The sequence below is a fragment of the Gordonia hydrophobica NBRC 16057 genome (genome assembly GCF_001592365.1).
Classification (GTDB): Bacteria; Actinomycetota; Actinomycetes; order Mycobacteriales; family Mycobacteriaceae; genus Gordonia; species Gordonia hydrophobica.
This window is the reverse complement of record NZ_BCWU01000012.1, coordinates 75,170-93,048: the sequence shown is the minus strand read 5'-3', so window position 1 is coordinate 93,048 and position 17,879 is coordinate 75,170. Positions and strand designations below refer to the sequence as shown.

Here is a 17,879-nt window from a genome sequence, read left to right as displayed (position 1 = left end):
TGTCAACCACTATTAGATAAGCTAAACAGATGGACGGCGTTCTGCGGATGGTGGACACCTCGGTCGGAGAGCGGCTGCGCCGCGCTCGTCTCTCGCGCGGGCTCAAGGTTCGGGACCTCGCGACTCGGATCGGCGTCAGTCCCGCGACCGTCAGTCAACTCGAGAACGACAAAGCGCAGTTGACCGTGGTCCGGCTGGAGCAGGTGGCGCGGGAATTGGCCATCCCGGCGGCGTCGATCCTCGCCGGCGACCTGCCTGCGTCGCACCCCCGCGCGGCCGGAGTGCCGATCGGCGAGTCGACGACGCGCGATTGGCGCGAGTATCTGCCGATGCCGTTCGATCCCATTGTCGATGCGGCACTCGCCGAGTTCCTCGACGTCGGCTATCACGGCACAACGATGCGCCGGATCTCTGCTCGCAGCGGCGTCTCGGTGCCGGGGATCTACACGCACTTCGCGAGCAAGCAGGCCATCCTGGTCCGAATTCTCGATGCGACGATGACCGATCTCGAGTGGCGAACCCGCGCTGTGCTGGCCGAGTGCGAGGGGCCCGTCGACCGCTTCCGGTGCCTCGTCGAGAACCTCGCGCTCTATCACACGCATCGTCGTGAACTGGGCTTCATCGGCGTCAGTGAAGTGCGTGCCCTGGAACCGGAGAATCGAAGGTCGGTCGCGGCGCGACGCACGGCTCAGCAAGAAGTGGTCGACGAGGTGATCGCGGAGGGCAGTCGCGGCGGCGTCTTCCGCGTCGCCAACGAACGCGACGCCGGCCGCGTCGTGGTGTCCATGTGCACGGCGTTGCCGACGTGGTGGCATCCGGGCGGCCGCTTGACGCCGGAAGGGGTGGCGAGCGAGTGCGTCGGCTTCGCGACCAGGCTGGTCGGCGCAAATTAGTATTTCTAATCCGATGGATGCGGTGAGCTTTGTATCTTGACTTATCTCTGAACGGTTGATCAGTGTTGGCAGTACCTGAGCACACGCTCGGTCACGCCGATCAACCAGAAGAGGGATCTCATGGCACTCCGCACTCCGCAGGCTTACCGCGACGGGCTTCGCGACGGCCGACGCGTCGTCTACCGTGGGCAGCACGTCGCCGACGTCACCGCCTTCGCTGAATTCGATGCGGCGATCTCGCATTCGGCCTTGGCCTACGACATCGCCCGTCGAGAACCGGACCTGGCCGTCGCCGACGACGGCGACGGGCCCTACACCGCGTTCTATCGGGTGCCCCGTACGGCGGACGACATCGTCGAGCGCGGACGGTTGATCGAATCGCTGTCGCGCCTGGGCGCCGGCACCATCGTCCTGAAGGAGGTCGGCAGCGACGCGCTCTTCGCCCTGCTCCGTGCACTCGACGGTGACGGCCTGGAGAATGCGCGCGCCTTCTACCGGTACTGCTGCGAGAACGACGTCGCGCTCGCCGTCGCGCAGACCGACGTGAAGGGTGACCGGTCCCTGCCGCCGCACCGACAGGCCGATCCCGACTTCTACCTGCGGGTCGTCGACGAGGACGACGAGTCGATCACGGTGTCGGGCGCCAAGGTGCACACCTCGTTCAGCGCCAACGCCGACGAGATCATCGTCCTTCCGACGCGGGCGATGGGTGCGGCCGACGCCGACTGGGCCGTCAGCTTCGCGATTCCGGTCGACACCGAAGGTCTCACGCTGTATGTCTCGCCGTACCTGCACGGTGAACCGGACCCCTTCGAGCATCCGATCTCGGCGCGGCACAAGCTGCTCGAAAGCCTCACGGTGTTCGACAACGTCCGCGTCCCGAAGTCGCGGGTGTTTCTCAATCGGCAGCCCGAGCTCGCCGGACCGCTGGCCCTCGCCTTCGTCGATTACCACCGGTTCACCGCCGTGAACTACAAGCTCCCGATCCTGGACCTCATCGTCGGCGCCGCTCTCGCGATGGCCGAGGCCAACGGCATCGCAGGCGCCGGACACGTCAAGACCAAGATCACCGAGCTCATCACCTACGCCGAGACGGTTCGGGGCTTCGCCGAACTCGCCGCCGTCCGGTCGGCGCCCGGCGGCAACGACATCCGCCTGCCGGACCCGCTCGCCGTGAACATGGCGAAATACCATTTCGCGCATGGTTTTCACGCGGCGACGGCGACGCTCATCGACCTCGCGGGAGGGCTGATCGTCACCGGACCGGGCGGCGCCGACTGGGCCGATCCGAGCACCCGCGCGGTCCTGGAGAAGTACTTCGCCGGCGCGGTGCCCGCCGAGCAACGACTGCGGACGATCAACCTGATCGGCGACATCTGCGCAGGCCAATGGGGTGGCTACCAAGCGGTGCTCGCCACTCACGCCGAGGGGTCGCTGGAGGCGGAGAAGCTGCAGATCGCGCGGGCCTTCGACGACACGCGGGCGCGCGCGGCCGTGGCTCAGGTGCTCCGGGAGGCGCAGGAGCCGCGCGCCTGAACGGCCCCATCGCGGTGGTCCAGGCGGAACCTGTGTTTAGAGAAGCTAAAACAAACGCGGACCGGTGTCTCCGAATGGAACACTGGACCACGACTTAACGCAGGACGACCGGGGCTGCCGGCCTGCGAACGACGAACGATCGTTCGCAGGCGGCAGGCCTCGGCGTAAGGAACGGATCCACACTCGATGACGACACAGGCCCACGAGGTTCTCTCTGCCAGGCAGATGCGCGCGGTGCTCTCGGTCCTCGAACGCTGCGAGGAGCTCGATGACGGACCGTCGTTCCGGGTCGGTCTGGCCGATGCGGTCGCCTCGGCGTTCGGCGTCGGCAATATGACGTTCTTCCACGGCCGGACGTTCTCGACGATCTTCGACGATCCCGCGCCGCTGTTGACCGGCGCGACGGCGTCGCTGCTGCCCGTCTATCAGGAACGCTGGCGGGACAAGGACATCTTCGCCCTCCCGGAGGCGCGCACCATGTTGACCACGCGCGGTTTCGCGACGATGGACGAACTGGCACGACTGCCACGACCGCAGCACTCGTACGTCGTCGACTATCTGGTGCCGCACGGGATCGCGTGCGCGTCGGCGATCCATCTCACGCTCGCGGACGGGGAGGCATTGCTGGGGATGTTCGACGCCGACGGCGTCTGGGATGATGCCGACCTCATCGCGATCCGACTCCTCGCGCGGCAGCTGCGGGCTCGGTCGGTGACCGTGTCGGCAGCTGCCGCATCGACGGACGCCTTCGTCGGACTCACGCCGCGTCAGAACGACGTCGCGGCCCTGGTCTCCGAAGGGCTGAGCAACGCGGAGATCGCCGCCCAGCTGTTCCTGTCGGAATTGTCGATCAAGAAGTACGTCAGCCGGATCTTCGAGGTGACCGGCTTCCGGAATCGCTCCGAACTGGCGACGGCCTGGCTCCGGCGCCCCCGGGCATCGTGAGGTCGGGGGCGGGTCAGCCCGCGGCCGCGCCGGGGTTTCCGAGGAGTAGATGACCCATCCGGTCGCGCTTGGTCGAGAGATACTCGGCGTTCTCCGGGATCGGCACCGTCTCCAGCCCGACGACGGACTCGATGACCACGCCGGCATCGCGGAGCCCGGCGACCTTGGTGGGGTTGTTCGACAGCAGGCTGATCCGGCCGATCCCGAGGTCGTCGAGCATCGTCGCGGCATCGGCGTAGTCGCGGGCGTCGACCGGGCGCCCGAGCCGCAGATTGGCGTCGACGGTGTCGAGCCCGTCGTTCTCCTGCAGCGCGTAGGCGGCGATCTTCGCGGCCAGCCCGATGCCGCGGCCCTCGTGTCCGCCCATGTAGAGCAGCACACCGCCGTCGGCCTCGGCCAGTCGTGCCATCGCCGTGTGGAGCTGCTCGCCGCAGTCGCACCGATGCGATCCGAGCGTGTCGCCCGTCAGGCATTCGCTGTGCACTCGGACCAGCGGCGTCGACGACGTCGGATCGCCGTGTACCAGCGCCAGGTGTTCGCTTCCCGACTCGGAGGTGTACACCGTCGCGCTGAACCGGCCGTACGCCGTCGGCAGCGTGCAGGTGGCTCCGCGCGTCGTACCGGACTGCGCGCGACGGTAGCGCACCAACTCGTCGATGGTGACGACGGCGAGGTCGTGGCGGCGGGCGAACGCGTCGACGTCGTCCCGAGCGAGCATTCCGCGACGGTCGGGCGTCACCATCTCGCAGATCAGTCCGGCCGGTGCGAGTCCGGCGGCCGCGCACAGGTCGACGGCGGCTTCGGTGTGTCCGCGGCGGGTCACGACGCCGCCGGCCCGCGCGCGCAGCGGCATCACGTGCCCGGGGCGAGTGAAGTCGGCGGGCTCGGCGTCGGGGCTGCCGAGCAGCGCGATGGTGCGGGCCCGGTCGGCCGCACTGATGCCGGTGGTGACACCGACCGCGGCGTCGACGGACACGGTGAACGCGGTGCCCAGCGGATCCGACGGGTGGCCCACCATCTGCGGCAGGTCGAGTCGGTCGGTCTGCTCGGGAGTCAGTGCGACGCACAGGAATCCGGAGGTGTGGGCGAGGAAGAACGCGACACTGTCGACGTCCGCGTGCTCGGCGGCCATGATGAGATCGGCCTCGTTCTCGCGCGAGGCATCGTCGAGCACGATCACCGGGCGGCCGGCACGGAGCTGATGGAGGCAGTCGTCGATGCTCATCGGGTCGGTCGCAATCCGTGGAACATCGACCGATGGAACAGCAGGGGATCGGACTCGGTCGGGATCACCAGGGTGTCGACGGCGCCGACGACGAGGTCGTGATCGCCGATCGATGTGCGGACGTCGAGGGTGCAGCCGATCCACGCGTGGGCGTCGGCCAGGCGCGGTGATCCGGCGGCGTCGGGCGTCCACTCCACCCCGGCGAACTTGTCCGCACCGGTGCGGGCGAAGCTGCGGGCCAGCGCATGTTGGGATTCGGCGAGGACATTCACGCAGAACGTGCCGCGACCCAGGATGCCGGGCAGCGTGGTGGAGGTGTGGGCGGCGAAGAAGCCGACCAGCGGCGGTTCCATCGAGATGGACGAGAACGAGCCGACCGTCATTCCGATCGGCGACCCGTCGTCGTCGGTGGACGTCACGATGACGACGCCCGAACCGAAATGGGACAGGGCGGTGCGGTACTGCTCGCGCACCGCGTCGGGGCAGGTCGCCTCGATCACGTGCGTACGGGACGAGCGGAGGGGAGTGTCCATGAGGGGTCCTTTGCGAAGAACGGGCGGGGACGCGTGTGGTCCCCGCCCGCTCGCGGTGGTCGGGTCAGGCGGTGAGCTGACCGAGGAGTTCGTCGAGTGCACCCGAGTAGATCTCGGTGATGGAGGCCGCCAGGGACTCCTCGACCTCGGCCGAGGCGGCGCCGAACTCGGCACTCCACGTCACCGAACTGGCGCCGGCGGACGTCGCTGTCACGGTCACCGTCGACTCGTAATGCTCCAACGGCAGCGGACCGTCGACGTACGAGTACGTGTAGGTGCGCGCGGCGTCGTCGTGCGCGACGATGCGCTCGCGAGCGGGCTCGCCGTCGACGAACACCACCTGCCGCAGATCGCCGTCCTGACGGGACGAGCCGATCGCCGGAATCCAGTCGGCGACGTTCGCGGTGTCGCCGATGCGACCCCAGACGGTGTCGGCGTCGACGGGGAACTCCCTGATCACTTCGATGGCGGCCATGGGTCAGCGCCCCAACTCGGCTTCGTACTTCTTGGTCATGTGGGCGAGAGCTTCGGCGTGCGCGGCTGCCTGCCCTTCGCGAACGGCGGCCGCGCGGGCGGCGGCGTCGATCATCGGCTGCGCCTGACCCTGGAAGTGCGGCATCACGTCTTGCGCGAACAACTCGTACGACCGACGGGTCGCCTGCGGGTTGGCCCAGTCGTGGCCCTGAATGAGCAGCGTGCCGAAGCCGCCCGACTGGTCGATGAGCCGCTGCACCTGAGCACGTGCCTCCTCGGCGGTGCCGATGACGCCGATCCCGGCGGTGTTGATGAACTCGATCATCTCGCGCTTGGTGTCGCCGCGAACGTCCATCTGGGGGAACGCGGCCACGTGCTGGAGGTAGTTGAACCAGTACTCGATGCCGTGCTCCACGTCCTTGTACGCCTGCTCCTTGGTCTCGGCGATGTGGAACGGCCCCACCAGACGCCAGGTGGAGCGATCCACCTCGTCGGATCGGCCGGCCTGCTCGGCGAACTCCTCGAGCAGCCCCCAGTGGTGCTGCAGAGCGCTGAAGCCGTCGGCGGTGAGGGTCGCGGCGATCGACAGCAGGCCGATGCCGTGCTTGCCTGCGAGCCGCGCGCCGGACGGCGAGGCGACGGCGGCGACGACGACGTCGAAGAGGGGATCGGAGTACGGCGCCATCTGGATCTTGGCGTCGACCAGCTTGTGCGTCTTGGTCTGGGCGCTGACGGTCTCACCGCGCAGCAGTCGCATGATGATGTCGGCGTTGTCCGAGAGCAGTTCGCGGGTGTCGATCTGCGACAGCCCCAGCATGGAGGCGTCGGTCGGCAGCGAACCCGGGCCCAGCCCGAACAGTGCGCGACCGCGGGTCAGGTGATCGAGCATCACCATGCGCTCGGCGGCCCACAGCGGGTTGTGGTACGAGACGGAGGTGACGCCGGTGCCCAGTTTGATGCGGCTGGTCCGGGCGCCCGCCGACGCGATCATGAGCTCCGGCGACGCGTAGATCTCCGCGCCCGCTGAGTGATGCTCGCCGAACCACGCCTCGTCGTAGCCGAGCTGCTCCAGGTACTGCACCAGCTCGATGTCGCGCTCCAGCAGGAGCGTCGGATTCTGCCCCGGTTCGTGGATCGGTGCGAGGAAAGTGCCGAACTTGAGTCTGGACATGTGTGCCTCCCGGCGACGTGGTGCTGAATTGGTGTCACCACGGTATGGCGGAGGTCACAGACGGAGTAAGTCCACGAAAGTAGACACCGGCGCGACGTCAGGCGACGTCGACCGCCGTCGGCGTGCGCTCGATGGTGACGACGACGTCGTTGTCGTCGCGCGTCATCCAGTTGGGGAGCGAGAGCTTGGCGATCTTCATCCACGTGGAGCCGAGCTGCCTGCGCAGCGAGCCGGTGTTGTACGGCAGGCCGTACTTGGTGCAGATCGCCTCCACCTCGGGCGCCATCTCCGGGTAGCGGTTGGCGGGGACGTCGGGGAAGAGGTGGTGTTCGATCTGGTGGGACAGGTTGCCGCTCATGATGTGGAACAGGTCGCTGCCGTCGATGTTGGCCGAGCCGAGCATCTGCCGCAGGTACCACTGGCCCTTGGTCTCGTCCTGGCAGTCTTCGGCTGCGAACGTCTGTGCGCCGGAAGGGAAGTGACCGCAGAAGATGATGGAGTACGTCCACACGTTGCGGATCAGGTTGGCGCCCGCGTTGCCGACGAGCGTGGAGACGAAGAACGGCCCGGTCAGAGCGGGCCAGAGCAGGTAGTCCTTGGCGACCTGCTTGCTGGCCTTGCGCCACATGCCCTTCACGAGGCCCTTGACGTCGGACCACTTGCGCTTGCCCTGGATGATGTTCTCGACCTCGAGGTCGTGCAGCATGACGCCCCACTCGAACAGCAGCATCAGAGCGGTCGCGTACCCGAGGTTCCCGAGGTAGTAGGGGTTCCACTTCTGGTCGCGAGCCATGCGCAGGACGCCGTAGCCGATGTCGCGGTCCTCACCGAGGATGTTGGTGAAGGTGTGGTGCATGTAGTTGTGGCTGTGCTTCCACTGCTCGCCCGGGCAGACGGTGTCCCAGTCGAATTCGCGGGAGTTGTAGGTGTCCTCGCGCATCCAGTCGTACTGGCCGTGCATGACGTTGTGGCCGATCTCCATGTTGTCGAGGATCTTGGCCGCGCCGAGGGACGCGACGCCGGCCAGCCACACCGGCGGGAGGAACGGCACGTACATCATGGCGCGGCCGGCGAACTCCAGCGTGCGCTGTGCACGGATGATTCCGTAGATGTACTCGCGATCGGACTCGCCCAGGGTGGAGACGGTGCGCGCGGAGGTCGTCGAGGTCGCGGCCCAGGGCCTCCACCTGTTCGTACGAGAGGGTGATCTCGTTGTTCTTGCGCTGCTGGTCGGAACGGAAGTAGTCGGTGATGTTGATTGCCATAGCTGTTAAACCTCGATTTCCACGTCGCCGACGGGGGCGTTGACACAGATCTGGATGTGCTGATCGGGCTCGGAGTCGAGCTCGCCGGTCAGGATGTTGCGGGTGCATCCGCTCTTGCGGACCTTGGTGCAGGAGAAGCAGATGCCCATGCGGCATCCGTACTCCGGGTTCAGGCCGGCGGCCTCGGCCTGCTCGAGCAGGGTGCGGCCGTCGTTCGGAGTGGTGACCTCGGCGTCGGTGTAGGTCACGTCGCCGGTGATCGGCTGGTTGGGATCGAGCACCGGGGCGGTGTCGATGGTGAACGCCTCCGAGAACAGTCGGTCGCTCAGGCCGCGCTCGTCGGCGTACTCGCGCACCGCGCTCATCAGCGACGCCGGGCCGCAGAGGAACACCTGTGCACCGTCCGCGTCGGCGAGACCGTCGAGGTGCGACGGCGCGAAGTGCTCGGCGTCGTCGGTCCGGGTGTAGTGAAACTGCACGTCAACGTGCGCCAGCGTGCGGTCCAGCGCGTCCAGTTCGGCGCGGTATGGGACGTCGTCGGGGGTGCGGGCGTAGTGGACGAAGGTGATCGGCTCGGTGTGACCTTCGGCGATCAGTGTGCGCAGCATCGAGAGGACAGGTGTAATCCCACTGCCGCCGCTCACGAGGACGGTGCGCTCCGGGCGCACTGCCGGAAGCGTGAAGTCGCCCGCCGGTGCGCCCAGGCCGAGGACCATGCCGGGGCGAGCGTTCTCGCGGAGGTGTCGGGAGACGAAGCCGCCGGCGTGGGCGGTGATCGTCAGTTCCAGGGAGTCGGTGTGCGCGGCAGCGCCCGCCGGCGAGAAGAATCGACGGTGGCGAACGCCGTCGACAACCACGCTGACCTCGACATACTGGCCTGCCTCGTGGCCCTTCCACTGTCGGGTGGGGCGGAGGGTCAGGGTCACCGAACGGTCGGTCTGGCGGCGGACGTCGACGATCTTGGCGCGGGCGTCGCGCCACGTGATCATCGGGTCGACGAGTTCCAGGTAGCGGTCGACGGGGTAGGGGGTGGCGACCTGTTCGACGATCGTTTCGACGAGGCGCGCGAGCTTGTGGGCCATCGTTCTACTCCTCAGTGATTGCGTTCCGTTTTTCAGTGAACGTCTGTACACGAATTAGAATGACACACGGGCACGGTGGGGTGTCAAGGGAACGGCGGTGTGTCTGCTGTCACGACGGGTTTCGGACCGCCTCTCCGGGGGTGCGACGGCGACCGCCTAGACTGGCAGGCGTGACTTCTACGCCCGATTCACCAGGCACGACGTCGCGCAGAACCCGAACCAAGCGGGCGCGCGGCGAGTCCGGTGGCAGTCGTGCGGAGAAGAAGGAGCAGACCCGGCAGGCGCTGTTGGACGCCACGATCGAATTGGTGGACGACCGTTCTTTCGGAAGCATCAGCCTGCGGGAGGTCGCGCGCGGCGCGGGAATCGTGCCGACCGCCTTCTATCGGCACTTCGCGTCGATGGAGGACCTCGGCGTCACCCTGGTCGAGGATGCGATGCGCGTGTTGCGCCGCGCCCTTCGCGAAGCGCGGCGAGACCTGACCTCACGCGGTATGCCGACCGCGCGCGACTCGTTGTCCACGCTGCTGAAGAAGGTGCACTCCGACGAGTCGCAGTTCCGATTCCTCATCCGTGAGCGGCACGGCGGCGTCGCCGAGGTTCGGCGGGCGATCGCCACCGAGCTGCTGCTGTTCTCGAGAGAGCTGGCGATCGACCTCGCGCGCGTTCCGCCGCTCGCCGAGTGGGGCGCCGTGGATCTGGAGGTGGCCGCCGATCTGATCGTCTCGATCATGATGACGACGGTCGCCGAACTGCTCGACGGCGACGGCCGCGAGGCCACCGAACGTGCGCTCGTGGAGCGCGCCGAGAAGCAACTGGTGATGGTGTTTCTCGGCATGGCGCAGTGGCGGCCAGAATCCTCGTGACACCTTTTCGTCTGCCCGGGTTCCCGGTGTGTGCGACAGTGTCGGAGGGATAGGGGAGGATTGCCGGTATGGCAGACCAGGGATCACGCGTCGGCACGCAGTTCGGGCCGTACCGCCTCGACGCGCTGCTCGGCTACGGCGGCATGGGTGAGGTGTATCGCGCGCACGACACGGTTCGCGATCGTGAAGTCGCGGTGAAGCTGCTGCATGAGCGGTTCGCCGGTGATTCGACGTACGAGGAGCGATTCCGTCGCGAGGCGCAGGCCGTCGCGAAACTCGGCGAGCCGCACATCATTCCGATCCACGATTACGGCGAGATCGATGGGGTCCTGTTCCTCGATATGCGACTGGTCGAGGGCGAGGACCTGCGTGCCCGCCTGCGCCGATCGGGACCGATGTCGCCCGCCGATGCGGTGTCGATCATCGAACAGGTGGCGGCCGCCCTCGATGCCGCGCATGCCGTCGGCGTGGTGCATCGGGACGTGAAGCCGGAGAACGTGCTGGTGACGCCGTCAGACTTCGCGTACTTGGTCGACTTCGGGATCGCACATCAGGGAACCGACACGCATCTGACGCAGACCGGGACGGCGATCGGCTCGCTGGCCTACATGGCGCCCGAGCAACTCGACGGAGTGCCGACCACAGCGGCGTCGGACGTGTACTCCCTGGCCGCGGTGATGTTCGAGGTGCTCACCGGCGCGCCGCCGTTCCCCGGAGCCACCGTCACCCAGATCGTCCGCGCGACGGTGATGAACCAGGTGCCGTCGCCGCGTGAGCAGGCGCCCGCGGTGTCGCCGCAGCTCGACGCCGTCGTCAAGCGCGGACTGGCGAAGACCGCGGAGGCACGCTTCGCGTCGGCAGGCGCGTTCGCGAAGGCCTCGCGGGAAGCGCTCGGCGGGCAGTGGCCCGACGGCGCAGCGCCGACCGGAACACAGACTGCCGCGCCGACTGACCCGGCGTACGACTCGACGATGATCGGGCAGCGCCCGCCGACGTCGCCGATGTCAGGCCCGCAATCGTTTTCGGGACCCCAATCGTTCTCCGGGCCCCAGGCTTATTCGGGGCCGCCCGCCCAGAACTCGGGTCCGCAGAACTTTTCCGGACCCCAGTACTCGGGTCCGCAGTACACCGGAGCCCAGTATTCAGGTCCTCAGTACTCGGGTCCCCAGTATTACGGCGGGTCGCAGTATGCGGAGCCGCAGAACAGCGGGCGTGCACTGCAAGTGGTCCTCGGCGCCCTGATCGGACTGCTGCTCCTGGCGTTGATCGGCATGGCGGTCTATTGGTTCGGTTTCCGCGGTGAGAACACTCCCGGGTCGGCGGCGTCGTCCTCGACCACTACGTTGACGCACACGGTGGACCCGCAGACGTCCCAGGCGCCGACGCCGCCGGTCGGCACCGTCAACTGCAGTCCCGAGGTGGGAGTGGTCGGCGGAGTCACGAGCTGCGAGTTCGCCTACAACGTCCGACGCGCCTACCTGGCGGAGGGCGAGAAGGGGCCCGCGCGAACAGTCACCGCATACAGTCCGGTGACGAATCAGGGGTACTCGATGGCGTGCGCCCCGGAATCGGGAGTCGTGGTGTGTCGCGGTGGCAATAATGCCGTGGTGGTGATCTTCTGAGCTGTCGCACCGTCACGCAGTCGGGAGTGACGCCGATCGTTGAAGGAGTTCGCCGGTGAAGACACGCAGGGGTCGCCGCGCGCCGGCGCTCGTTATCGCGGGACTCTGCCTGGTCGCCACCGTCGGATGCGGGACTGCACAGTCCGGCGACGACGTCGTGACGGTCGTCGTCACCGAGACCGCAGGTTCCACGACGAAGGCATCGACGTCGACGGCGGGCGATCGGAAGCTCTCGGCCAGCTTTGCGGCGTTGGAGAAGACGTTGTCGGCTCCGGTCGGGCTTGCGCTGGTGCCGGTCGGGGGCGGCGACGTCGTCACTTTCGGCGATCAGACGACCGGCGTCGCATGGTCCACCAGCAAGGTTCCGCTCGCGGTGGCCGCAGATCGTGCGAACGGCGTCACCGATGCGGAGACCAGTGCCATCGTCAACTCCGACAATGCGGCGGCCGAGACGCTGTGGGCGTCGCTCGGCACACCCGCGCAGGCCGCCGCCGCGATGACCGCCGTGCTGCGCGAAGGCGGCGACTCGACCACGACGGTCCCGTCGGCGAGGCGGCGATCGGAGTTCTCGATCTTCGGCCAGACCGAGTGGGCGTTGCGTGACGCGGCCACCTTCGCCGCAGGCCTGCCGTGCCTTCGCGGCACGACGCACGTGCTGTCGCTGATGGAGAACGTCGCGGGCAATCAGCAGTGGGGGCTCAAGGCGATCGAGAAGCGGACGTCGTCGGTGAAGGGCGGTTGGGGGCCCACCGCGGGAAGCGGATACCTGGTGCGGCAACTCGGCGTGTTGACCCTGCGCGACGGCAGGCAGGTCGGGGTCGCGATGAGCACCCAGACCACGGCCGGATCGATGGAGCCCGGCGCGGCAGTGCTCAGCGCGGTGGGGCGGTGGATGTCGCAGCACCTCGCGGCGTTGCCCGCCGGCCGGTGCGCTCCCGCTCGGTAACGGCACGGCATCGCTGAGGTTGCGCTACGGCTAGCGGCTTCTCGTCTCGAGCGACACTCACTAGTGTTACTAGAGTTGTCTAAGTGGCTTGAGGTGCAAATGTTTCGTGTGGGTCGTGTGGTTGGAACTGTCTGTGCTGCGGTGGCAGTGACCGTCGCCGGGGCGGGAGTTGCGCAGGCCGCGCCGCCTCCACTGCCGAACGTCCTCCCGAAACTGCCCGCACTGCCGCCCATCCCGGGTCTGCCGACGCCGGGCGTCGACCTGTCGAAGAGCTTCGAAACGATGTCGGCCAAGGTGGTCAAGAAGACTCCGGGGCGCATCGGCGTGGCCATCACGGCGACCGGCAGTGGCGAACCCCTGTTCTTCGGCACGGTGAAGACCGCTCGTGCCTGGTCGACGCTGAAGGCACCGGTCGCCGTCGCCGCGGAGCGCAAACACGTGAAGAACCTGGTCGCGATGGAGGACAAATCGATCCGCGACTCGGACAACGCCTCCGCCGAGGCCATCTGGGGTGCTCTCGGATCCACGCAGCAGGCGATCGACGCGGTCACCGCCGTGCTGCGCGAGGGCGGCGACGCGCGCACCCAGATCGCCTCCGAGCTCAGCCGGCCCCGCAGTTACCCGGGCGCCACCCAGTGGGCCACCGCCGATCAATCGGTGTTCGCTGCGAACCTCCCGTGCGTGGCCGACTCGCACGCGGTGCTGCGCAACATGAGCCGCGTCGGACCCAATCAACAGTGGGGCGTCGCCAAGGGACGCAAGGGCGTCGACACCGCGGTCAAGGGCGGTTGGGGACCGGTGTCTGACGCGACCGGCAAGTACGTCGTCCGTCAGCTCGCCACGGTCACCACGTCGCGCGGGATCGTCGGCGTCAGCCTCGTCGCGATTCCGCGGAGCGGCACCTTCGAGGACGGCACGGCGATGCTCACCAGCGTCGGCAACTGGGTGCAGCGGAATCTGAAGAACCTCCCCGCAGGCCAGTGCCCGCCGGTGGCCCTGTAGAGCGAGTTTCCCGCTACACCTTCCTGTTCACGCGTGAGGCGTCGACAGCCGCTCCTTGTCCGACAATGAGCGGGAACCGACGCCTCAGGCGTGAATCGAGAAGTAGAGCGGTCAGCGGGTGGCGGTGAACGTGCTCAGCAGGATCGCCTCGGTGAGTGCGGTGCGACGGATCTCGCCGGGGTCGACGCTCTCGTTGGGCGCGTGAATCGCCGACAGCGGCTCTTCGACGCCGAGGAGTGCGATCTCCGCGTGCGGGATGGTCTCGGCCAGCACGGTGGTGAGCGGGATGGACCCGCCCTGACCTGCGAATTGGACGGGGAGGTCGTGGTACGCGGTGCTCATCGCCGCAATCAGCTGCTGGTAGGCGGGGCCGTCGGGGTCGGCGGAGAACGCTGCGCCGAAGGCGTCGGGCTCGAAGTCCAGCTCCACCCCCCACGGAATGTGTTTGCGCAGATGCGCGACCATCAGCTCGTACGCCTCCCGCGTGTCGGTGCCGGGCGGGACGCGCAGGTTCAGCATGGCGGCGGCGGTCGGCATGATCGCAGCGGCGCACTCGGCGGTGCTGGGCGCGTCGATGCCGATCACGGTGACGGTCGGCCGTGCCCACGCCATGTCGGCGGGGGTGCCGCTGCCGAGTACCTCGGTGCCGGGCAGCGCGCCGACGGTCTCGCGGAACTGATCGTCGGTGAACTCGAAGCCGCTCCACTTCTGGTCGGCCCGCAGCCCCTCGATCGTGGTGTCGCCCTTCTCGTTCCGCAGCGACGCCAAGCCCGTGATCAGGGCCGCCATCGCATCGGGTGCGGGACCGCCCGCACCACCGGAGTGGACGCCGTTCTGCAGCGCCTTCACGCTGACCTTCACATTGGTGACGCCGCGCAGGCTGGTGGTCAGGGTCGGGATGCCCACCGCGAGGTTGCCGGTGTCGCCGATGATGATGAGGTCGGCGTCGAACAGCTCGGGCCGGGTGCGGACGAGGTCCTCGAGACCCTCGCCGCCCGCCTCTTCCGAGCCCTCGATGATCAGCCGGACATTGCAGGCCAGCTGGTCGCCGACGGCGCGGAGCGCGGTCAAGTGCGCAACCAGGTTGCCCTTGCAGTCGGCGCTGCCGCGGCCATACCAACGCCCGTCGCGCTCCGTGAGCTCGAACGGCGCGGTCTCCCACAACGACAGATCGCCCGCGGGCTGCACATCGTGATGACTGTAGAGCGCGACCGTGGGGCTGCCCTCGGGGCCGGCCAGGTGGCCGACGACGGCGGGCGAGTTGTCTGACGTCACGATCACCTCGGCGTCGAAGCCGAGCGCCGTGAAGGCCCTCGCGACCCAGCCAGCGCTGGCGTGGCTGGCGTCGACGGGGCCGTCGTCGGCATGGATCGACGGGAATGCGACGAGCTCGGCGAGATCGGCGCGGGCCTGGTCCATCAGTTCGTCGACGCGGGCGGCGAGGGTGTCCAGAGTGACTTCCACGGGGCTCATACTCTCCAGAATGGCATGAGGGCCGCGGTCATGCCGGACGAGCGACGTCGAAGCCCGCGTGCATCTCCCAGTAAACGATCTCGGCGTCGGTCGACGCCGTCAGCGTGATCGTGCCGCCGTCGGTCAGTCGGAGCGCGTCGCCCTCGGTCATGACGCAGCCGGTGAGGTCTCCGGCCTCGACGACCACCTCGCCGCCGACGACGTACAGATGTCCGAAGGGCGCACCCGGCAGATCGATCCGCCTACCGGCGCCCGGACGTGCGATGTGCAGCGCAGCGAACCGGTTCGCGATCGGCAGGGCGTCGGACGCCGCGTGCTCGCTGCGTCCCGACGCCACGACCACCGGCCGCCCGGCAGCCAGCGCCTCAGTGAAGTCGCGGGTGCGGTGATCGGGGTCGAGCCCGTCCGTGTGCGGCGGCACCCACATCTGCACCACGCGCAGCTTCTGTCGGGACCGGCGTCCGTTGGCGTTGCGCTCGGAGTGCCGAATCCCGCGGCCCGCGGTCATCGCGCCGAGACCGCCTGCGGAGATCACCTCGGTGTGGCCGTGCGAATCACGGTGCTCGACGGCGCCTTCCACCACCCACGTCAGGATCTCCATGTTCTGGTGCTGGTGGGAGTCCAGCCCCTCGCCGGGCACCACCTCGTCGTCGTTGTGCATGGCCAGGACGCCGTGTGCGTTGGCGAAGATGTCGAAGTTTCCGGTGCCGGGAAACGACTGCCGCGAGGTGAGCCACTCGTTGTTCCAGAAGTAGCGGTCGGCGGCCCGGATCAGGGTGGCGGTCATGAGTGCTCCTCGCACGTAGGCGCCGTCATAGACGGCGGTCGAGATGGTCGGCCAGGGCGCGCATGGCCTGCGCCAGAGTGGCGGCATCGTCGTCGGACACGGCGCCGAAGAACAGTTCGTCGACGTCGTCGCCGTGGGTGCGCGCCGCGGACTCGAAAGCGGCGGCACCGGCGTCGGTGAGGGCCGCGTAGCTGCCGCGACGGTCCTCGGCGACGTTCTCCCGGCGCAGCCAACCGCGTTTGCAGAGGGTTGCGACCTGGTACGACAGCCGCGACGCCGAGAACACCATGGCCCGGCTGAGCTCGTTCATCCGCAGCCGACGGTCGGGGGCCTCGTGCAGGAGAAGCAGCACGTGGTAATCGGCCAGACACAGTCCGTCGGCGCGGAGTCGACGATCGAGCTCGGTCTGAATGCGCGCCGAGTTCTCGATGAACAACCGCCAGGCGCGCTGTTTGGCGGCGGTGGTCATCGCTGCACGCGGTGCGGGCGCAGTGCGTCGGCGGGGATCTGGCCGAAGCGGCCGGACTGGAAGTCCTCCATCGCCGTCATGATCTCCTCGCGGGTGTTCATGACGAACGGTCCGTACTGCACGACGGGCTCGCGGATCGGCTGTCCGCCGAGCAGCAGGATCTCCATGGCCGGACGATGGGAGTCCTGGCTCGCGTCGGCGGCCACGGTGATGCGGTCGCCCTTCCCGAGGACCGCGAGCTGCCCGCCCTCGATGGGGCGCTGTTCGGCACCGATGGTGCCACGTCCGGACAGGACGTAGACCAGCGCGTTGAAATCCTGACGCCAGGGGGTCGACAACTGGGCGCCGGGCTGAATGGTCGCATGCGCGAACGTGATCGGCGTGTGCGTGGCACCCGGTCCGGTGTGGCCGTCGACCTCGCCTGCGATGATGCGGACCAGTGCGCCGCCGTCGGCGGAGGACAGCAGCGTGGACTGACCGCCCTCGAGGCTCTGGTACTTCGGTGCGAGGAACTTGTCGGTGGCAGGCAGGTTGACCCACAGTTGGATGCCGTGGAAGGTCCCGCCGGATTCGACCAGCGCCGCGGGCGGGGTCTCGATGTGCAGGACGCCTGCGCCGGCCGTCATCCACTGGGTGGCGCCGTTCTCGATCAGACCGCCGCCGCCGTGCGAATCCTGGTGCTGGAAGCGGCCGTCGATGATGTAGGTGACGGTCTCGAAGCCGCGGTGCGGGTGCCAGTCGGTGCCCTTGGGCTCTCCCGGCTGGTACTCCACCTCGCCCATCTGGTCCATGTGCACGAAGGGATCGAGGGCGCGCGCTGAGACGCCGGCGAAGGCACGGACGACCGGGAATCCCTCGCCTTCGTATCCGCGCGGGCCGGTGGTGATGCCGGTGACGGTGCGGTCGGTGTTGGTCTCGGTGGGACCCGAGATGCGCGGCAGAGTGAGTGTGTCGGCGGTGACGGCGGGCATGGTGACCTCCTCAAGTCGTCTTCCATTGTAGTTCAATTTTGAACTACTTCATTGATCTGGAACGCCGACGATCCTGATTTGATTCCCTTCGCCGAGAAATCGCGCCATACTTGCACTCATGGCTATCAACCCGATCGTCGATCGCCCCACCCGGAGCGGAGAGCGCCAGCGCTTGCGAAAGCTGGCCCAAGCTGCGCTGAACGCTGACCAGACGGTCGACCAGGTGGAAGGCATCCTGGGCGAGGTGGGACCCGTTCTGGGCTCGATGGGCAACACCATCGACGGACTCGACATGACCATCGAGAAGCTGAACGTCGCGCTCGACGAACTCAACACGACGCTCGCCAAGGTGGATTCGACGATCGGGCGGATGAGTGATGTGGTGGTGCGGCTCGAGCGAGTCGTCAGTCGCGTCGAGACGATCGTCGCCGTGGCCGAGCAGGCGTTCAAACCGGTGCAGATGATTGAAAGCGCCGGTCATACCATCGAGTCCGTCGGTCGGGGGATCGCATCCCGAATAGGTCTCGGCTGAGTCTCGATCTGGGCCAAGGCCTCGACTCCCGCTAGGGTTGTGCGCGAGTACTGGAAGCGCAGGTATTTCAGTGCTGGGGAAGAAACA

General features: G+C 67.8%; 17 protein-coding genes and 1 pseudogene. 8 read left to right on the top strand and 10 right to left on the bottom strand.

All coding sequences use genetic code 11. The features are described 5' to 3' along the window. The first annotated feature begins 29 nt into the window (after positions 1–29). From GH2_RS17835 to GH2_RS17825, 3 genes are all read left to right on the top strand, one after another. On the top strand, positions 30–893 hold the full coding sequence (locus GH2_RS17835) for a TetR-type transcription factor C-terminal domain-containing protein (RefSeq protein WP_066171191.1): 864 nt from the start codon (positions 30–32) through the stop codon (positions 891–893). A 120-nt stretch (positions 894–1,013) separates the two neighbouring features. Beyond that, positions 1,014–2,429, top strand: a complete 1,416-nt coding sequence (locus tag GH2_RS17830; RefSeq protein ID WP_066171188.1) for a 4-hydroxyphenylacetate 3-hydroxylase N-terminal domain-containing protein — start codon at positions 1,014–1,016, stop codon at positions 2,427–2,429. Between the two features lie 186 nt (positions 2,430–2,615). Further along, the gene (locus tag GH2_RS17825) at positions 2,616–3,374 is read left to right on the top strand and encodes a helix-turn-helix transcriptional regulator (RefSeq protein WP_066171185.1); all 759 of its coding nucleotides are present in this window, start codon (positions 2,616–2,618) and stop codon (positions 3,372–3,374) included. A gap of 13 nt (positions 3,375–3,387) precedes the next feature. On the opposite strand, the gene ribB is transcribed toward GH2_RS17825, so the two are convergent. The 6 genes and pseudogenes from ribB to GH2_RS17795 form a co-directional block, all read right to left on the bottom strand. Beyond that, entirely contained in the window at positions 3,388–4,599 is a 1,212-nt protein-coding gene (ribB, locus tag GH2_RS17820; RefSeq protein WP_066171182.1) for a 3,4-dihydroxy-2-butanone-4-phosphate synthase, read from the bottom strand. Beyond that, positions 4,596–5,132 (bottom strand): flavin reductase family protein, encoded by a 537-nt coding sequence (locus GH2_RS17815; protein WP_084247604.1) that lies wholly within the window; start codon positions 5,130–5,132, stop codon positions 4,596–4,598. Before GH2_RS17815 ends, ribB begins: the two co-directional genes overlap by 4 nt. 64 nt (positions 5,133–5,196) lie before the next feature. Next, the gene (locus GH2_RS17810) at positions 5,197–5,607 is read right to left on the bottom strand and encodes an SRPBCC family protein (RefSeq protein WP_066171179.1); all 411 of its coding nucleotides are present in this window, start codon (positions 5,605–5,607) and stop codon (positions 5,197–5,199) included. Positions 5,608–5,610: 3 nt separating this feature from the next. Continuing rightward, on the bottom strand, positions 5,611–6,777 hold the full coding sequence (locus GH2_RS17805; RefSeq protein ID WP_066171176.1) for an LLM class flavin-dependent oxidoreductase: 1,167 nt from the start codon (positions 6,775–6,777) through the stop codon (positions 5,611–5,613). Between the two features lie 97 nt (positions 6,778–6,874). After that, positions 6,875–8,042, bottom strand: a pseudogene (locus GH2_RS17800) (fatty acid desaturase family protein). Positions 8,043–8,047: 5 nt separating this feature from the next. Further along, entirely contained in the window at positions 8,048–9,124 is a 1,077-nt protein-coding gene (locus GH2_RS17795) for a ferredoxin reductase (RefSeq protein WP_066171174.1), read from the bottom strand. 170 nt (positions 9,125–9,294) lie between these two features. On the opposite strand from GH2_RS17795, the gene GH2_RS17790 reads away from it, so the two are divergent. The 4 genes from GH2_RS17790 (at position 9,295) to GH2_RS17775 (ending at position 13,560) form a co-directional block, all read left to right on the top strand. Further along, positions 9,295–9,990, top strand: coding sequence for a TetR family transcriptional regulator (locus tag GH2_RS17790; protein WP_066171171.1), 696 nt, complete (start codon positions 9,295–9,297; stop codon positions 9,988–9,990). Positions 9,991–10,058: 68 nt separating this feature from the next. Next, positions 10,059–11,612 carry a serine/threonine-protein kinase gene (locus GH2_RS17785; protein WP_066171169.1) on the top strand — a complete coding sequence of 518 codons (1,554 nt, stop codon included), beginning with the start codon at positions 10,059–10,061 and terminating at the stop codon, positions 11,610–11,612. 55 nt (positions 11,613–11,667) lie between these two features. Further along, complete coding sequence (locus GH2_RS17780; protein ID WP_084247603.1) at positions 11,668–12,558, top strand: serine hydrolase; 891 nt, start codon at positions 11,668–11,670, stop codon at positions 12,556–12,558. Positions 12,559–12,699: 141 nt separating this feature from the next. Continuing rightward, the gene (locus GH2_RS17775) at positions 12,700–13,560 is read left to right on the top strand and encodes a serine hydrolase (protein ID WP_307825488.1); all 861 of its coding nucleotides are present in this window, start codon (positions 12,700–12,702) and stop codon (positions 13,558–13,560) included. Between the two features lie 111 nt (positions 13,561–13,671). On the opposite strand, the gene GH2_RS17770 is transcribed toward GH2_RS17775, so the two are convergent. Genes GH2_RS17770 through GH2_RS17755 form a run of 4 tightly spaced genes read right to left on the bottom strand, consistent with a single transcriptional unit; the run spans position 13,672 to position 17,260 of the window. After that, positions 13,672–15,033 carry a dipeptidase gene (locus GH2_RS17770; protein ID WP_066171167.1) on the bottom strand — a complete coding sequence of 454 codons (1,362 nt, stop codon included), beginning with the start codon at positions 15,031–15,033 and terminating at the stop codon, positions 13,672–13,674. Positions 15,034–15,061: 28 nt separating this feature from the next. Next, a complete protein-coding gene (locus GH2_RS17765) occupies positions 15,062–15,820 on the bottom strand; it encodes a pirin family protein (RefSeq protein ID WP_066171165.1) in 759 nt (252 codons plus the stop codon). 25 nt (positions 15,821–15,845) lie between these two features. After that, positions 15,846–16,289 carry a MarR family winged helix-turn-helix transcriptional regulator gene (locus GH2_RS17760; RefSeq protein ID WP_066171163.1) on the bottom strand — a complete coding sequence of 148 codons (444 nt, stop codon included), beginning with the start codon at positions 16,287–16,289 and terminating at the stop codon, positions 15,846–15,848. After that, positions 16,286–17,260, bottom strand: a complete 975-nt coding sequence (locus GH2_RS17755; RefSeq protein WP_066171162.1) for a pirin family protein — start codon at positions 17,258–17,260, stop codon at positions 16,286–16,288. The genes GH2_RS17760 and GH2_RS17755 overlap by 4 nt, the downstream gene beginning before the upstream one ends. 118 nt (positions 17,261–17,378) lie before the next feature. Here GH2_RS17755 and GH2_RS17750 point away from each other — a divergent pair, with 118 nt between their 5' ends. After that, complete coding sequence (locus GH2_RS17750; protein ID WP_066171159.1) at positions 17,379–17,792, top strand: hypothetical protein; 414 nt, start codon at positions 17,379–17,381, stop codon at positions 17,790–17,792. Positions 17,793–17,879: the final 87 nt, after the last annotated feature.

What these genes read in the sequence shown, in the direction of transcription:
- GH2_RS17805 (WP_066171176.1), bottom strand. Translation starts at nt 6,777, where the DNA reads ATGTCCAGACTCAAGTTCGGCACTTTCCTCGCACCGATCCACGAACCG.
- GH2_RS17750 (WP_066171159.1), top strand. Translation starts at nt 17,379, where the DNA reads ATGGCTATCAACCCGATCGTCGATCGCCCCACCCGGAGCGGAGAGCGC.
- GH2_RS17760 (WP_066171163.1), bottom strand. Translation starts at nt 16,289, where the DNA reads ATGACCACCGCCGCCAAACAGCGCGCCTGGCGGTTGTTCATCGAGAAC.
- GH2_RS17830 (WP_066171188.1), top strand. Translation starts at nt 1,014, where the DNA reads ATGGCACTCCGCACTCCGCAGGCTTACCGCGACGGGCTTCGCGACGGC.
- ribB (WP_066171182.1), bottom strand. Translation starts at nt 4,599, where the DNA reads ATGAGCATCGACGACTGCCTCCATCAGCTCCGTGCCGGCCGCCCGGTG.
- GH2_RS17755 (WP_066171162.1), bottom strand. Translation starts at nt 17,260, where the DNA reads ATGCCCGCCGTCACCGCCGACACACTCACTCTGCCGCGCATCTCGGGT.
- GH2_RS17835 (WP_066171191.1), top strand. Translation starts at nt 30, where the DNA reads ATGGACGGCGTTCTGCGGATGGTGGACACCTCGGTCGGAGAGCGGCTG.
- GH2_RS17765 (WP_066171165.1), bottom strand. Translation starts at nt 15,820, where the DNA reads ATGACCGCCACCCTGATCCGGGCCGCCGACCGCTACTTCTGGAACAAC.
- GH2_RS17795 (WP_066171174.1), bottom strand. Translation starts at nt 9,124, where the DNA reads ATGGCCCACAAGCTCGCGCGCCTCGTCGAAACGATCGTCGAACAGGTC.
- GH2_RS17770 (WP_066171167.1), bottom strand. Translation starts at nt 15,033, where the DNA reads ATGAGCCCCGTGGAAGTCACTCTGGACACCCTCGCCGCCCGCGTCGAC.
- GH2_RS17825 (WP_066171185.1), top strand. Translation starts at nt 2,616, where the DNA reads ATGACGACACAGGCCCACGAGGTTCTCTCTGCCAGGCAGATGCGCGCG.
- GH2_RS17785 (WP_066171169.1), top strand. Translation starts at nt 10,059, where the DNA reads ATGGCAGACCAGGGATCACGCGTCGGCACGCAGTTCGGGCCGTACCGC.
- GH2_RS17815 (WP_084247604.1), bottom strand. Translation starts at nt 5,132, where the DNA reads ATGGACACTCCCCTCCGCTCGTCCCGTACGCACGTGATCGAGGCGACC.
- GH2_RS17810 (WP_066171179.1), bottom strand. Translation starts at nt 5,607, where the DNA reads ATGGCCGCCATCGAAGTGATCAGGGAGTTCCCCGTCGACGCCGACACC.